Origin of the sequence: uncultured Aliiroseovarius sp. (genome assembly GCF_947497285.1) — a bacterium.
Taxonomy (GTDB): domain Bacteria; phylum Pseudomonadota; class Alphaproteobacteria; order Rhodobacterales; family Rhodobacteraceae; genus Aliiroseovarius.
In genome coordinates this window covers 124,524-140,632 of sequence record NZ_CANMFT010000006.1, presented here as the reverse complement: position 1 = coordinate 140,632, position 16,109 = coordinate 124,524, and the positions used below count along the sequence as shown (strand labels likewise).

At 58.5% G+C, this 16,109-nt stretch carries 14 protein-coding genes and 1 tRNA gene; 10 read left to right on the top strand and 5 right to left on the bottom strand.

Annotated elements, in window-relative coordinates; translation table 11 throughout:
• Positions 1 to 16 precede the first annotated feature (16 nt).
• The 8 genes from Q0864_RS12050 to Q0864_RS12015 all read left to right on the top strand — a co-directional run bounded on the left by Q0864_RS12050 (position 17) and on the right by Q0864_RS12015 (position 9,189).
• A tRNA-Ser gene (locus Q0864_RS12050) sits at positions 17 to 106 on the top strand.
• 454 nt (positions 107 to 560) lie between these two features.
• Positions 561 to 3,440 (top strand): monovalent cation/H+ antiporter subunit A, encoded by a 2,880-nt coding sequence (locus Q0864_RS12045; protein ID WP_298569873.1) that lies wholly within the window; start codon positions 561 to 563, stop codon positions 3,438 to 3,440.
• 1 nt (position 3,441) lies between these two features.
• Positions 3,442 to 3,810 (top strand): Na+/H+ antiporter subunit C, encoded by a 369-nt coding sequence (locus Q0864_RS12040; protein WP_298569871.1) that lies wholly within the window; start codon positions 3,442 to 3,444, stop codon positions 3,808 to 3,810.
• Positions 3,807 to 5,348, top strand: coding sequence for a monovalent cation/H+ antiporter subunit D (locus tag Q0864_RS12035; RefSeq protein WP_298569869.1), 1,542 nt, complete (start codon positions 3,807 to 3,809; stop codon positions 5,346 to 5,348). Before Q0864_RS12040 ends, Q0864_RS12035 begins: the two co-directional genes overlap by 4 nt.
• Before the next feature lies 1 nt (position 5,349).
• A complete protein-coding gene (locus tag Q0864_RS12030; protein WP_298569867.1) occupies positions 5,350 to 5,850 on the top strand; it encodes a Na+/H+ antiporter subunit E in 501 nt (166 codons plus the stop codon).
• On the top strand, positions 5,847 to 6,134 hold the full coding sequence (locus tag Q0864_RS12025) for a K+/H+ antiporter subunit F (protein ID WP_298569865.1): 288 nt from the start codon (positions 5,847 to 5,849) through the stop codon (positions 6,132 to 6,134). Before Q0864_RS12030 ends, Q0864_RS12025 begins: the two co-directional genes overlap by 4 nt.
• Complete coding sequence (mnhG, locus tag Q0864_RS12020) at positions 6,131 to 6,520, top strand: monovalent cation/H(+) antiporter subunit G (RefSeq protein WP_298569864.1); 390 nt, start codon at positions 6,131 to 6,133, stop codon at positions 6,518 to 6,520. The genes Q0864_RS12025 and mnhG overlap by 4 nt, the downstream gene beginning before the upstream one ends.
• A 155-nt stretch (positions 6,521 to 6,675) precedes the next feature.
• Positions 6,676 to 9,189, top strand: a complete 2,514-nt coding sequence (locus tag Q0864_RS12015) for a cation:proton antiporter (RefSeq protein ID WP_298569862.1) — start codon at positions 6,676 to 6,678, stop codon at positions 9,187 to 9,189.
• 70 nt (positions 9,190 to 9,259) lie between these two features.
• Here the strand turns inward: Q0864_RS12015 and Q0864_RS12010 are convergent, their stop codons facing one another.
• The 4 genes from Q0864_RS12010 to Q0864_RS11995 are packed head-to-tail and all read right to left on the bottom strand — an operon-like array spanning position 9,260 to position 13,056.
• On the bottom strand, positions 9,260 to 10,582 hold the full coding sequence (locus Q0864_RS12010; RefSeq protein WP_298569860.1) for an SGNH/GDSL hydrolase family protein: 1,323 nt from the start codon (positions 10,580 to 10,582) through the stop codon (positions 9,260 to 9,262).
• Positions 10,583 to 10,635: 53 nt separating this feature from the next.
• Complete coding sequence (locus tag Q0864_RS12005; protein WP_298569858.1) at positions 10,636 to 12,471, bottom strand: carbamoyltransferase; 1,836 nt, start codon at positions 12,469 to 12,471, stop codon at positions 10,636 to 10,638.
• A 3-nt stretch (positions 12,472 to 12,474) separates the two neighbouring features.
• Positions 12,475 to 12,624, bottom strand: a complete 150-nt coding sequence (locus Q0864_RS12000) for a DUF5989 family protein (RefSeq protein ID WP_298569855.1) — start codon at positions 12,622 to 12,624, stop codon at positions 12,475 to 12,477.
• Between the two features lie 27 nt (positions 12,625 to 12,651).
• Positions 12,652 to 13,056, bottom strand: coding sequence for an SxtJ family membrane protein (locus tag Q0864_RS11995; protein ID WP_298569853.1), 405 nt, complete (start codon positions 13,054 to 13,056; stop codon positions 12,652 to 12,654).
• A 338-nt stretch (positions 13,057 to 13,394) separates the two neighbouring features.
• On the opposite strand from Q0864_RS11995, the gene Q0864_RS11990 reads away from it, so the two are divergent.
• On the top strand, positions 13,395 to 14,366 hold the full coding sequence (locus Q0864_RS11990; RefSeq protein ID WP_298569851.1) for an ATP-grasp domain-containing protein: 972 nt from the start codon (positions 13,395 to 13,397) through the stop codon (positions 14,364 to 14,366).
• 6 nt (positions 14,367 to 14,372) lie between these two features.
• On the top strand, positions 14,373 to 15,029 hold the full coding sequence (locus tag Q0864_RS11985; RefSeq protein ID WP_298569849.1) for an HAD family hydrolase: 657 nt from the start codon (positions 14,373 to 14,375) through the stop codon (positions 15,027 to 15,029).
• Here Q0864_RS11985 and Q0864_RS11980 read toward each other — a convergent pair.
• A complete protein-coding gene (locus Q0864_RS11980; protein ID WP_298569846.1) occupies positions 15,018 to 16,109 on the bottom strand; it encodes a glycosyltransferase family 4 protein in 1,092 nt (363 codons plus the stop codon). The genes Q0864_RS11985 and Q0864_RS11980 overlap by 12 nt on opposite strands.

The window sequence follows — 16,109 nt, the reverse complement described above, 5'->3', positions numbered from 1 at the left end:
GTCTAAACGGGTCGGCGGAGACGTGGCCGAGTGGTCGAAGGCGCTCCCCTGCTAAGGGAGTAGGCGGGAAACCGTCTCGAGGGTTCGAATCCCTTCGTCTCCGCCACCCACACTTTTAGTCCTTGTTTTTCAGAGATATACTGCAAAACAATGCTCTTGGCAGCTTGCGCAGCTAAAATCGAGGGCATGAGACCGTGAGTATCATTCCCAAAAACTTCCAGCGCGGCTGATCACTGGTATGTGTGTGGAAGGTCCAGAACCTAGGCGCGCGATGTGAAGCCGCATGGGATGCCGGGTTTCATAAAAAGGCATTGCGCGGATCAAAGGCATGACAACGCAGGACAGCGACCGCACAAAAGACGCAGCGCGACGTTGCCGCGGTATTTCGTCGGTCGTGTGATGTCTGAACCCAGCGCCTGAAACTTGGCAGTCTTGGCGCTTGTGGCGGATCAGTCTGACGGGGCAGAAGTTCATGCCCACAGCCGAAAATTTTTCTTGGACTATTGTGAATCCGATGAAGCAATGTTCAAGTCGTGCAACTGATTGCTACTGGAGTTCCCGTGTCCCTCTTCTTTATCGTCGCTCTTCCGTTCTTCGGAGCCCTTCTTCCCGGTCTGATGAACGCCGCAGGCCGGTCCGCCTGTTCGGGCGTTACGTTTACGGTCTCGCTTGCCGCATTCGTGGGCTTGTTGACCAACTTGCCAACGGTTCTTGCAGGCGAAGTGGTGATGGCACGGGTCGACTGGATGCCAGCGCTGGGGCTGAACTTCACGCTGATGCTGGATGGGTTGGGCTTTTTCTTTGCCTTGCTGATCCTGGGCATTGGCCTTTTGATCATCGCCTATGCGCGCCATTATCTGAGCCGCGACGACAATATGGGCGAGTTTTTCACCTATCTGCTGCTGTTTCAGGGCGCGATGGTGGGTATTGTCCTAAGCGATAACATCCTGCTTTTATTGGTGTTTTGGGAGCTGACATCGCTATCGTCCTTCCTGCTGATCGGCTATTGGAAGCATTTGCCAGAAGGGCGACAGGGCGCGCGCATGGCCTTGGTGGTCACCGGCACGGGCGGCTTGTCGATGATCGGTGGGATGCTGATATTGGGCCAGATCGTGGGCAGCTATGACCTGAGTGTGATCTTGCAAAGTCGCGATCTTATTCAGGCCGACCCTCTCTATGTGCCCGCACTGATCCTGATTCTGCTGGGCTGTTTCACGAAATCGGCGCAATTCCCGTTCCATTTCTGGCTGCCCCACGCGATGGCCGCGCCGACGCCGGTGTCGGCCTATCTGCACTCGGCAACCATGGTGAAGGCGGGTATTTTCCTGATGGCCCGGATGTGGCCGGTTCTGTCTGGCACGCCGGAATGGTTCATGATTGTCACCTCCGCCGGGTTGGTGACGATGGTGCTGGGCGCGGTGATCGCGCTGTTCAAACACGACCTGAAGGCGCTTTTGGCGTTTTCAACGGTCAGCCATCTGGGTCTGATCACCATGCTTCTGGGCACAGGCACGGCCTTTGGCGCAATGGCGGCGGTGTTTCACATCCTGAACCACGCGACATTCAAGGCGGCGCTGTTTATGTCTGCCGGGATTATCGACCACGAAGCACATACCCGCGATATTCGGCGTCTGGGCGGATTGCGCAGCCTGATGCCCGTGACCTTTGTCATTGTGACGCTGGCGGCGCTGTCCATGGCGGGGATACCGCTGTTGAACGGGTTCTTGTCGAAGGAAATGATGCTGGAAGAAGCGGCCCATACCACGCTGTTCGGCGCGCCTTGGCTGGTGCCTGCACTGGCGGTTCTCGGGTCTCTGTTTTCAGCGGCGTATTGCTTCCGGCTAATCGGTCATGTGTTCCTTGGCCCCGTGCGCGACGACTATCCCGCCAAACCGCATGACCCCAATGCGGGGATGTGGTTGCCGCCTGCGCTGCTTGTCGTGCTGGTGGTGGTGATCGGTGTCGCCCCCTTCCTTGCAGAGCCGTTTGTGAAGCTGGTCACGGCCTCGGTGCTGGGCGATGCGGCAGTGCTGCCAAAGGCGCATTTCAAGATCTGGCACGGATTGGTGCCCGCGCTGTTCATGTCGATCATCGCCGTTGTGGGTGGTCTGCTGATGATCGCCGTCTTCAAACCGGCGCTGCACCTGTGGGATGCAACACCGCGCCCCGAGGCCAAGGATATCTTCGATGCCTTGGTCGAGGCCGTGGCGCGGCTGGCCCGCGCGCTGATCTTACCGCTGCACAATGGCGCGTTCACGCGCTATGCGGCCATTGGAACCGTCGCGATTGTCGTGGCCGGTTTCCATGCGTGGAACACGGGAACAGTGGGCGCACCCACCCGCGCGGTGCAGCCCATGACGCCTGTGGCCATTGCGGGTTGGGCGATGCTGGTGGCGGCGACTGTCGGGATGGTTCTGATGCACCGCAACCGGTTCTTGTCGCTGATGCTGATTGGCATTGTCGGCCTCATGGTCTCGATCGGCTTTGTGTTCTTCAGCGCGCCGGACCTGGCCATGACGCAATTCACCGTCGAGGTGGTGACGATCATCCTGCTTCTTCTGGCACTTAACTTTCTGCCGAACCATACGCCGGTGGAAAGCACTGTGTTGCGCCGGGTGCGCGATGTTGGCGTGGCCATAGGCGGCGGGCTGGCGAGCTTTGGGCTGGCCTATTACTACCTTCTGCGCGACGCGGTCGACACGCCGATATCAGAGTTCCATCTGGCGAATGCCTATAAGGGCGGCGGCGGCACCAATGTGGTCAACGTGATCCTTGTCGATTTCCGGGGCTTTGACACGTACGGCGAGATTATCGTGCTGGGCATCGCGGCGCTGCTGATTTACGCACTGACCGAGACCTTGCTGGGCGGCCCGGTGCGCGCCCGGCTTTTGAACCGCAAGCCCGACCAGCCACGGGCAGGCGTCGTGCACCCGATGATGATGGTCGTGCTGACACGGGTCATCATGCCGGTGATCTTGCTGGTCGGGTTTTACATCTTCCTGCGCGGCCATAACGAACCGGGAGGGGGCTTCATTGCGGGCCTCATCGTCTCAATCGGCGTGGTGATGCAGTATATGGCCAGCGGCTTTGCCTGGACGTCGGCGCGGCTGCGATACCCTTATCACGGTGTGATCGGGGCGGGGGTTCTGATCGCCGGGCTTACGGGGATCGGGTCTTGGTTCGCGGGCAAACCCTTCCTGACTTCGGCTTTCACCTATGTGCGCATCCCCCCATTCGACAAGTTCGAGTTGGCCACGGCGGCGCTTTTCGATCTGGGCGTGTTCCTTGCCGTTGTCGGCGCGGTGATGCTGTCGCTCGAAAGCTTCTCGCGGCTTGCACGGCGCGCACATGTTCCCGACAGCGATTATCCGATGGATATTGATCCGTCACGGGATGACCCGCCGACCGATGGGACTAAATTTGTAACGGAAGGGGGCTGATATGGAATTGCTCGTCGCCTCTGCCATCGGCATTCTGACCGCTGGTGGGCTTTATCTAATGCTGCGCTTGCGCACGTTCCCGGTGATCATGGGAATGTCGCTGCTGACCTATGCGGTCAATGTGTTTCTTTTCGCCTCAGGCCGTCTGACGGTGGGGGCACCGCCGATCCTGCGTGACGATGTGAGCGTCTATACCGATCCCTTGCCGCAGGCGTTGGTGCTGACCGCCATCGTGATCTCGTTCGGGATGACCGCGGTCGTGGTGATGATTGGTCTTGGGGCCTATCTGGGGTCCGATGACGACCATGTGGATGACCAGCCCGAGACCTTGGACGACACGGCGGACATTACGGCGGAAGGCGGATCATGACCCACTGGATTATCGCCCCTATCGTTCTGCCAGCGCTGCTGGCGCCGTTCATCGTGTTGGCGGCGCGCTATCACATTGGCATACAGCGCGCCTTTTCCGTCGCCGGAGTGATAGCGCTGATCGCCATTGCATCGGGGCTGGCCTGGCAAACGTCTGACGGGTCAATCGTGCTTTATCAGCTCAGCGACTGGGCCGCGCCTTTCGGCATCGTTCTGGTGGGCGACAGGTTGTCCACGATGATGGTCCTGTTGACGGCGGTGCTTGCGCTGTTTGTGCTTCTTTACGCAATAGGCTCCGGCTGGGACGCCCGTGGGTGGCACTTCCACGCGCTTTTCCAGTTCCAACTGATGGGGATCATGGGCGCTTTTCTGACTGGCGACCTGTTCAACCTGTTCGTGTTCTTCGAGGTGCTTTTGATCGCCTCATACGGTCTGATGATCCATGCAGGTGGCAATGCGCGCCTGCGGGCGGGCGTGCAATATGTGCTGTTCAACCTGATCGGCTCGACCCTGTTTCTGTTCGCACTTGGGTCGATCTACGCCGAAACCGGCACATTGAACATGGCGGATCTAGCCAATCGCGTTGCCATGATTGGCCCTGAAGACACGGTGGGTATCCGCGTGGCGGCTGTGCTTTTGCTATTGGTCTTTGCGATCAAGGCGGCGCTGGTGCCGTTGCACTTCTGGCTTCCCTCAAGCTATGCCGAGGCGCCTGCACCCGTTGCGGCCTTGTTTGCGATCATGACGAAGGTCGGGGCTTACGCGATCATCCGGGTTTACACGATGATCTTCCCGCCAGAGCTGGAGGTGACCGCCGGCCTTCACGAATATTGGTTGCTGCCAGCAGCAATGCTGTCGCTGGCCATTGGGATGGTTGGCGTGCTTGCCGCAAAACGTCTTGATCGGCTGGTTGCGTTTTCCATCATCGGGTCGATGGGCATGGTCATGGTTTCGATCGCGCTGTTCACGCCGGTCGGCATCGCGGCGGCGCTGTATTACATCATCCATTCGACCCTTGCAGGCGCGGCGCTGTTCCTGATCGCTGATCTGGTGCGGACGGGCCGTGCCGATATGGAACTGACTGCGCAGCCGCCTGTTGCTGGCAGCGCCCTGACGGCGGGTCTGTTTTTTGTCGGCGCGATCGCCATGGCAGGCTTGCCACCCCTGTCGGGCTTTTTGGGTAAGCTGCTTGTTCTGGATGCGGCCTATGACACCGATCTTGTGGTCTGGATCTGGGCGATCGTGCTTGGATCGAGCTTGATCGGCATCATCGGTTTTGCCCGCGCAGGCAGCGTCCTGTTCTGGAAAGCACACAGCATAGAGGTGCCCGACGACGCCACGCCAATGCCGCGACCGGCGGCTTTGTCTTATGTCGCCGTGGGTGGGCTGATCGCGCTTCTGGTCGGTCACACGGTCTTTGCAGGGCAGGTGCATGGCTATGCGACAACCATCGCCGGTCAGCTTTTCGCGCCAGCGCCCTACATCTCGACCGTGGTAGATACACCCGGTAAGCTCAGCAAGCCGAAGGAGGATCATTGACATGGCACGTGCATTTTTCTGGCTGCTGCCACACCCGTTCCTGACGCTTCTGCTAACGATTGTCTGGACACTTTTGCAAAATGAGGTCTCTGCCGGAATGGTGGTCTTTGGGCTTATCCTTGGCATCATCATTCCATGGGGCACGTCGGTTTGGTGGCCGGACACGCCGAAAGGGTTCCGTCTGTTCAAAATGACGACCTATAGCATCATCGTGCTTTGGGATATTCTGGTCGCCAATGTGCAGGTTGCGTGGATTGTCCTGACCGTGCCGAACGCAAAGCTGAAACCGGCTTGGATTGCGGTTCCGCTGGAATTGCGCCAGCCCGAAGCGATCACCTTGCTTGCGGGAACGATCACACTGACACCGGGCACTGTGTCCGCCGATCTGTCGGACGAAGGTCACAGCCTGCTTGTGCATGTGCTTCACACCGACGACCCTGACGGGGTGCGCGACGATATCAAGACCCGCTACGAGCGCCGCTTGCAGGAGATTTTCTCATGACGACAGCAACAGCCTTTCTGGACATCGCCGTCATCATCGCCTTCGTGACCCTTGCGCTTGGACAAATCCTGTCCATGGTGCGGCTGGTGCTTGGGCCCACACCCGGCGACCGTATCCTTGCGCTGGACACGATGGTCATCAACGCCTTGGGCTTGGTAGTCTTGCTGGGTATCTATCTGGGAACGCAGATCTTCTTTGAGATATCGCTGCTGATTGCCATGCTGGGCTTCGTGTCCACCGTCGCGTTGGCACGGTTCCTGCTGCGGGGGGACATTATCGAATGACCGCACAGATTATCGGAATATATGTCGTCGCGCTAAGCCTGCTGGTCGGATCCGCTTTTGTTCTGGTGGGAATGATCGGATTGCTTAAATTCAATGACCCCATGACACGCCTGCACGCCCCGACCAAAGTTGGGACAATGGGGATCGGAATGCTGCTTTTGGCCTCGATGATTCATACGTTCGTCCTGGGGGAGACATCGATGCACGAAGTCCTGATCATGGCCTTCCTGTTTGTCACCGCGCCCATTTCTGCGAATTTCATCGCCAAGGTCAGCATTCACCGCCGGTCTTGTGAAACGCCACCTCCGCCGCTGCGCGATGACACGTGGTCTACGCTTAGCTCGCCCGACACAGGGTCGAAGGTCGAAGCCTTGGTGAAGGACTAGGACGGTTTCGGCTGGTCAGGATCGCGCGGCCCCGCAAGGGCGGTTTAAGCCGGGCGATGCAAGCGCCTCTGAGCAGACGCACATCACACGTGTCCCTGATGGTATTTTGCGTCAGACCTGTTTCCACGATTGACCGGTTCAGATAGTCACGTTTTATGGACATCGTTCTGATCACCGCTGTTATCTCGTCGCTTTTCCTTGTGATCGGCGCGGCAGAGCCGTTGGCGGCGCGTTTGCGGCTTCCCTATACCGTGATCCTTGCCATTCTTGGTATTCTCATCGGGTCGGGCGCGATCTTCTTCCTGCGCACAGATTTGACCGATGCGCTTAACCCGGTGGCCGGAGCGATCCTTAACCTCCCGATCCGGTCGAATGTCTTCCTCTATGTTTTTCTGCCGACATTGCTGTTTCAGGCGACGCTGGGCATGAACCTGCGACGGATGCTGGACGACTGGGTGCCAATCCTCGTTTTGGCGGTCGTCGCGGTGGTCGTGGCGACACTCAGCGTCGGCTATGCGCTGTCATGGGCCAGCGCACTGCCGCTTGCGGCCTGCCTGCTGATCGGCGCAATTGTATCGACAACTGACCCGTCTGCCGTGGTTTCGATTTTCCGCTCGATTTCGGCACCACGCCGGCTTTCACGGATCATCGAAGGCGAAAGCCTGTTGAATGACGCCGCCGCCATCGCCCTGTTCGGACTGTTCATCGGGTTTGTGACGCTGGGGGGGCAAGATCCTCTACTAAGCGACGCGCTGGCTCGTTTTCCGGTTCTGATCGCGGGTGGTGCGCTGACGGGTTGGCTGATAACGCGCATCGCGATTTGGGTAATGGCGATGTTTGGTCGTCATGAAATGGCGCAGATATCGGTGTCGGTCGCGTTGCCTTATCTTGCTTATATCGGCGCGGAACAAAGCATCGGTGCTTCGGGGGTGATCGCCGTTGTCGCGGCGGGACTGACGTTGAACCTTACCGGGCCGGGTCGCCTGCCACCGCAAGCATGGGCCAACCTGCGCGAGGTTTGGGACCTGCTGGCCCATTGGGCGGGCGCGCTGATCTTTATCTTGGCCGCATTGCTCATCCCGCGACTGCTTGAAGAGGTCAGGATAGGCGATTTCGCCCTGATCGGAGTGGTGATCCTTGCGGCGATTGCGGCGCGTGCTGTGATCTTGTTCGGGCTGTTGCCTTTGCTGACCTTCTTGCGCGCCTCGCCGCCTGTCGATCACCCTTACCGGGTTGCAATCCTATGGGGTGGGCTGCGGGGTGCGGTCACGCTGGCACTGGCACTTGCGGTGACCGAAAGTTTCCGTGTTCCGGTCGAGGTCAAGCGCCTCGTTGGTATTCTTGCAACGGGGTTTACACTGTTCACGCTGGTCGTGCAGGGGACAACGCTTCGGTCTATCATCGGCTGGCTTGGGCTGGACCGGCTTTCTCCCCTCGACGAAGCCCTGTCTCGACAGGTCGTTGCCGTCGCGCTTCAAACTGTGCGCGAAGATGTGGCGCGAACCACCGAGGACTACAAGCTCACACGCGATATCGTGCGGTCCGAAGCAAAGGCGTTCGGCGAACGCCTGGAGGAGGCCGTCAGGGTCGCCGAAGATCGTGTGGATATCCTTGACCGCGACAGGATCACATTGGGATTGATCGCGCTGGCGGGGCACGAACGCGACATGATCCTGGCCCGTGTGCGGGAAAGAACGATCTCGGCACGGATGGCAGAAAAAACGCTGTCCGACGCCGACCGGCTGATCGAAGCCACACGAACAGGCGGGCGCAGTGGCTATCAGCGCGCAACTCGCCGTTCTGTTGCCTATGGGCGTGCATTTCGGGCAGCGCTGGCACTGCACAGCAGATTAGGCGTGTCGGCGCCCTTGATCCGCATGACGGCAGATCGCTTTGAACTTCTGTTGTCGCAAGGGCTGATCCTGCGCGACCTTGATGCCTTCATCGAAGGGCGTATTCGTCGCATCCACGGGCGACGGGTTGCGGAGTTGCTTCAAGGGTTGCTTACGCGGCGGATCGAGACGGTAGAAACCGCGATGGAAGGGCTTCGCCTTCAATATCCCGGCTATGCAGAAGAACTGGAACGCCGTTTCATCAGGCGCACCGCCCTGCGACTGGAGGAACGCGAATATGTCGCCATGCGCGAAGACGGGCTCATCGGCGCCGAGGTCTTTACCGTGCTGATGCAAGACCTTGGTGACCGCCGCAACGCGGCAGAAGCACGCCCGCGGCTAGATATCGCGCTACAACGCATGGAGCTTGTCCGGCAGTTCCCGCTGTTCGCGGATCTTGACGACCCCGTGCTCAGGCGGTTGGGGCGCGCGTTGCGGCCCCGCTACGTCAATGAAGGAAAGACCATTGTTCACAAGGATGGCACGGTCAGAAACGTCTACTTCATCGCGTCAGGCGCGGTGGAACTGGAAAGCGGGGGGCAGACATGGCGCCTTGGACGGGGCGAGATGTTTGGGCAGGTCGCAATCCTGATGAAGAATGCCGCCCGCGCCGAAGTGCGTGCCATCGCGCCATCGACGCTGCTTGTGTTGGATGTGGCGCGGTTTCGTTCGCTGCTGTCCAGAAGCAAGGCGCTGCGAAAGGCCGTCAGGGCGAGCGCAGAACTGCGCGGGATTGATCCTGACGTGGTGTTGAAGGAACCCTCAAAAGAAACCTGAACGCCACGACGGCCGCCTGAGGCGCAGCGGGGTATCCATCCCTGAGCTTACGCGCGCCATCAGCAGGCACTTATTCGGAGACAGCAGTTTGCGACAGGGCTTCGATGATTTTCTGGGCCCCGATGCGAGCGCCTTCTTCGCTAAGATGCGAATCCGGGGCGTAAAGCGCGCGCGGGACATCGCTGCCATAGATCGTTGGTGTCAGGTCAATGAACTGCACGCCAGCCGTTTTGGATGCGGTCTCAACACGCTGTCGCAAGTCCTCGTATGCCGCGGAACTTGGCAGAAGGCCGACGAAACGGTCGACCTGCGGGACATAGACAAGGCTCAGCGACCCACCCCAACCTTCGGTCACGGTTTTGGCAGTTTTCAGTATTTCAAGATACTCTGGCCGGTCGGTCGTGGCGCGCGGGTAATGAAGCCCCAGCACCAATGCGGTTTGCTGAAGGGCAAAGAAGTTCCGCATCCACGCCCGACGCCCCAAAAAACCGCTGAGCGTCTGGGCGTCTTCCTCCCACCAGTCTGACACGACGGCACGCGCCTGCTTGACCAATGCCGGGTCCGGCATCGTCGGACCGGTAGGGGTAGACAGATCAAATACACCTTGCAGCGAGGGTTTTTTCAATTCGCTGTTCAGGTTCTGCCAGTCATTGCCTTCGAAAAACAGCATGACGACATTCTTTGGCCGAAACGCGGGACCCCAGCGCCGCAACACAGCCAGTTCAAACACTGGGCCAGCACCGCGCGTGCCGGTATTCACCGTGGCGGGATAAGCGGCCCGGATCTGGCTGGCGATGTCTGAACCATCTGGCAGGCAAATACCTTCGGTAAAGGAATCGCCCAGCAACAAAAGCTCGATGTCCTGACCATAGACCGCGTCAGGATTTCTGAAGCCGAACCGGTCAGAAACATACGACACGGGTTCATTGTCGCGGGTGCACAGCAGCACTTCTTCGTTTGGGATGCCCGACAATAGGGCGCCAGACAGCTCTGGCACAGCCAGTTTTCGGTTCAGGGCCTGTATGGTGTAGGAGGGCGGTATCGCGTTTCTGAACCGTTCGTAGTCGTTGGATGCGCCTTTGATATAACCGGCCAACCCCACAGAGCCGCGAACGGATTTCACCGTCAGAACAGCTTCGAACAGGAACAACGCGAACAGGACAGACGCGGCATAAATCCCAGCCAACAGCCGCTTCTCGGGTCGCAGGAAAAGGCCCGCAAGCAGCATGCCGACCCCGATCAGTCCGGGGCCAACGACGTATCTCAGTTGCCGTGGCAAATCCGTCGCATAGTTATGAGCGTTCACCAGCGCATAGGCGACTGCAAACAGGAAATAAGCAGCGACCAATACGCACAGAATGAAGCCAATACGATCGGTTTTGCTTTTCGCCATTTTCTTCGGCCCTCAGGTTCAGATGTGTGCCCTGTGTTCGTTTGCCGGCGTCGTCAGTCGAGTTCGTATTTCGTCGTATAGTCTTCCTGCAACGCAGGGTCCTGCTCGGGTTTGCGCAAGATTAGGTTTCCGATTGAAAGCACGTCAAGCTCTGTGCCCATGAAGCACCTGAAGGCGTCTTCGGGCGTGCAGACGATCGGCTCCCCACGAACATTGAACGACGTGTTGACCACGATGGGGCAGCCCGTCAGCTCTTTGAAACGCGATATCAAGCGGTGATACAGCGGGTTGGTGTCTTCATGCACGGTCTGGACGCGAGCCGAATAATCGACATGGGTCACCGCCGGAATGCCCGAACGAGGCACATTCAGTTTCTCGATTCCGAACAAGGCTTGCTCGGCTTCGGTCATGTCTTTTCTTTTGCTTTCAACGACATCCGCGACGATCAGCATGTAGGGGCTGTCGTCGGACAGGTCGAACCAATCTGAGACATCCTCGCGCAGGATCGACGGTGCGAAGGGGCGGAAGCTTTCGCGATACTTGACCTTTAGGTTCAGCGTTTTCTGCATGCTTTCCGAGCGGGGATCACCAAGGATCGACCGGCCACCCAAAGCACGCGGACCGAATTCCATCCGCCCTTGGAACCATCCGATGGCTTTGCCGTTGGCGATGGCTTGCGCAGTCTGTTCGATCATTTCGTCTTGTGTCAGGATCTCATATTTCGCGCCCAGTCGGTCAAGATCGGCCTGGATCGATGTGGTGTCGTGGACCGGGCCCAGATAGGAGCCCTGCATCTGATCTGTCGTGCGCGATGGGCGCGGTTGTTCCAGTTCCTGATGCCACGCGGCATAAGCCGCGCCAACGGCACCACCGGCATCGCCTGCTGCCGGTTGCACCCACAGGTTTTCAAATGCGCCATCACGCAAAATTTTCCCGTTGGCCACGCAATTCAGCGCGACACCACCGGCCATGCAAAGGTTGGGAATGCCGTATTCCTTGGCTGCGGCGCGGGTCATCCGCAAGACAATTTCCTCGGTCACTGCCTGAACCGAAGCCGCTACATCCATGTGAAACTGGGTCAGCTGATCTTTGTCAGCCTCGCGATGGGGTTCGCCAAACAGGTCGGCAAAGGCCTGGTTGGTCATTGTCAGGCCAGCGGCATAATTGAAGTAGGTTTGGTCCAATCGAAAAGAGCCGTCCTCTTTCAGGTCAACCAATTTGTCGAGGATCAGATCTTTGAACTTCGGCTCTCCGTAGGGGGCCAGACCCATGACCTTGTATTCGCCAGAATTTACCTTGAACCCTGTGTAGTGCGTGAACGCAGAATACAGCAGTCCCAGCGAGTGGGGGAAATGAATTTCCTTCACGATTTCAAGGGAGTTGCCGCGTCCAATGCCCAATGTCGTCGTGGCCCATTCGCCCACCCCGTCAACGGTCAGAACGATCGCTTCGTCATAGGGTGACGGGTAAAAAGCGCTTGCGGCGTGGCTGATGTGGTGTTCTGCGAACAACAGCCGATCAAGATCGAAGTCAGGGTCCAGCTTCTTCAGCTCGTCCAACAGCAACCGCTTGAGGAAAAGTTTTTCCTTCAGCCAGATCGGCATAGCCACCCGGAACGACGAAAACCCGCGCGGAACGGTCGCCAGATACGTTTCCAAGAGCCGTTCGAATTTCAGGAAAGGTTTGTCGTAAAACGCCACATGGTCCACATCGGCCAAGGTGATGCCGGCGGCGTCCAGAACATACTTCACAGCATGTTCTGGGTATGACGCGTCATGCTTGTTTCGCGTGAACCGTTCTTCCTGAGCGGCGGCAACAAGGTTGCCATCGTGCAAAAGTGCCGCAGCGCTATCGTGGTAAAGGGCTGAAATGCCTAGAATATAAGTCATTGATCAGAACAACGGATACAGGAAGGGGGCAATGGCTGAACCTTGCGAAAGGACCACCAAGCCACCGAAGATCAGCAGAATAATGAAAACCGGAACCAGCCAGAATTTCCGCCGTTCGCGCATGAACGCCCATAGTTCCTTAAGAAATGACATCGTATATTTTCCTTATTCGCGATCAGTTCAAAACTGTCGTTTCATGCTTTCCGGCGCCGAGGCGCGAGGCGTCCAATAGCTTTCCGCTTCGGGTTCAAAAGTCCTGTGCAGCGGATCTTTTCCCGTCAGACGAAACACCAGACCGATTGGCACGAACGCCACCAGATACACCATAAACATGATAATTGGTGAAAAGATGGCATGCAGCATCAGCCCAAATTTGAACCACAAACGGTTTGGAGTGCGCAACAGCGATGGCATGATCAGGGCTGCCCCAAGGCAGACGCCCGATATGATCAGTGCAGGAACCCAAAACGACCCGCCGCGCCAAAGAGAGAAAAGTGCCAAAAGGCCGAAAACGCCACCGAAAACGAAGCCGAAGTTGCGCTCGGACCCCATCTTGATCTCGGTCTTGGATATAAGTTCGGACACCTCAAAGTCTCCTCAATAAGTTTTGCCAATTCGCACAGAAATAACCTTGGCAAAGATTAACCGGGTGAGGGGCGCAGAGTCGAGCAATTTTCGACCCGCCTCACTGAATATCTTCAAAGACTTAGGCTGGTCTTTGCGATTATTATCCGCACTGAGGTGCGGGATGTTCGCTTGCGCGGCGCGGCCCCGGTATTTGGCGAAAAAGGGCCGTCGTTTCTTGTCCTTGGATGGCCGCGATGACTTCGCTATGGTCGCCTCATAGACTTTACGTTTTCCAACCTCCGGGGCTGGGGTGAATTTTCCAAAGCGCGTTCTGCGCATCTTTTCAGGAGACCGCCATGGCGCGCGCAACTTGCACAATTCTAATTTGTTCTGCGGGCCGACGCGTGGGTTTGCTGCAAGCTTTCCGACAAGCCTCTGAGCGACTGTCGCTGGACCTGCGCATTGTTGCCTGTGATCTAGACCCTGACAACAGCGCTGCATGTGCGCTTGCCGATGTGGCATTGAAGGTGCCGCGCTGCGACGACCCGGGCTATGTGGACGCAGTGCTTGCAGCGGCGCGCCGGTTCGAGGTGTCACTTGTCGTGCCAACCATCGACCCGGAATTGCTGCCGTTGGCGCATGCCTCGGCTGAGTTTGAAAAGATCGGCGCGCGGGTTCATATCTCGGACATTTCGGTGATCGAAACGGCACGTGACAAGGCGCGGACGTCTCAGGTGCTTGCGGCAGCGGGCGTGCCTGTGCCGCGCACCTTCGGGCAGGATCAGATCGCTGCCGATCCGACCCTTCTGGATTGGCCCGTCTTTGCCAAGCCCAGCGGTGGTAGCGCCAGTCGCGGGCTAGAGGTTTTCAACCGCCCCGAAGATGTGCCCGCGCAGTTCGATGAACCGATGATCTTTCAGGATTGCCTGAACGGGCCGGAATACACGATCAATATGTTCGTGGACAAGGCAGGTGTCCTGCGGTGTGTTGTGCCTCACCTGAGAATGCGCATTCGTGCGGGCGAGGTTGAAAAGGGTCGCACAGTGCGCCGCGATGATCTGCGCGGCATCGCAGAAGGGATCGCAAAAGCCTTGCCGGGCTTGCGGGGTGTCGCGTGTTTTCAGGTGATTGATGACCCTGATCGCGGACCGAAAGTCATCGAGATCAACGCGCGCTTCGGCGGCGGCTATCCGTTGGCAGATCACGCTGGTGCGCCGTTCGCGCAATGGCTGCTGGAAGAGGTGAACGACCTGCCACAAAGCGCCAATGATGACTGGCGCGACGACGTTTTGATGCTACGTTATGACAGCGCGGTCTATCAAGGTTAGTGTCTGATGCTGGTATTCGACTTGGACGATACCCTTTATTTGGAACGGGATTTCGCGTTCAGCGGATATGATCATCTGGAAGGATGGATGCGTTCGCGGGTGGGCCGAAACGGGTTTGGCAGAACCTGCGAACATTTGTTCAAATCGGGTGAGCGCCGCCGCATATTCAACCGCGCCTGTGCGCATCTTGGTATTGAAGACACGACCGAGCTTATTGCCGAGCTCGTTGATGAATACCGAAATCACCCGCCAAGGATAGAACTTTGCCCTGATGCGCAGCGGTTTTTGCAGACCCATCAAGGGCCGTTTGGCCTGATCACGGATGGGCCAGAGCCGATGCAACGTGCCAAGATCGCCGCGTTGGGGGTGGACCGCCTGATCGAACACCTTTGCCCGACCGGCGCCTGGCCAGAGGGCTATGGCAAACCTCACCCTCGCGCTTATGAACTGATGGAACGTCTGGCGGCGGACCACCAACAGATGGTCTATGTGGCCGATAACCCCGCCAAGGATTTCGTGACCCCCAAGGCGCGCGGCTGGTTGACGGTGCAGATCGAGCGCCCCGGCGGTGTCCACGCCCCCAACGCGCCTGATGAGGAACACGCAGCCGCCGTCAGGATCACCAGTCTTGATGAGCTGGACGCGCTGATTTCAAGCATCTAGCAACTGGGTTTCTTCTTTCATGACGCTCCCAATCACCTGATCCCACGTGCCCAGAACCTGATCGGGGGCCAATGCCGCGCGCGTCGGTCCACTGGCTTTCGCCATCTGCGCGCGCAACGCTGGATCTCCAATCAAGCGCAGAATGCTGCGTGACAGGGCAGGAATGTCGTTCGGTGCCACCAACAGCCCGTTTTTCCCGTCTGTGATGATCTCGCGTGGTCCATAGTCGCAATCGAATGCGATGACGGGCAGGCCTGATACGGCAGCCTCGGCGATAACGTTGGGGAACCCCTCGAACCGGGACGGGACAACAAGTATATCTGCCGTTTGCAACCATGCGCCGGGGGCGGGGCTTGCACCGGGCAGTGACACGATTTCAGCCAGCCCGAGCTTGTCTCGCAATGCCTCGAGGCGCGGACGTTCTGGCCCTTCACCCTGGATCGTCAACCGGACTTTGGGATAGGTGTCGCGCACCGCTGGCATTGCTTTCAGCAAAAGATCAAAGCCTTTTTGCTGGTCCAGCCTTCCGACAGCTGCAAGCCGAAGCCCGTTGGCGTCAGGTGCCACGGTCAGGTTGGTGTAGGGCGCGCAGGGGTTGGGGATCACCGTCGCCCGATTGGCGATCGCGCGCGGTAGGTCGCACCTCGCCCGTTCGGTTTGCATCACCACGGCCGCAGCGCGTCGGGCCAGAACATTCTGCGCATGTCGCCAGACAGGGTTCGCTTTCTGCGCCCGCGGGTTGTTGCGTTCCGAGATGACAACCGGTGGTCCCCCCCGCATGGCGGCCAACAAGGACAGCACATTGATCTTGGTCAGAAACGACAGCACCAGATCCGGTTTCGACTGCCTGATGGCGTGTTGAATGCTTTGCAGTTTGGACAGCGGCGCCAGACCTGAACCCTGTTTCGCAACGATCAGTTTCGCCGTCTCGGGGTAAGGAAAATAAGAGCCGCCATCGGGCATATCGAACCCGAGCACAGAAACCTCGTCGCCCATCTCCAAACGGTGCGTCGCAATCATGCTAACGATCTTTTCAGCGCCTCCGGCCCCGAACCCTCCATGTATCAACAGCAAGCGCAT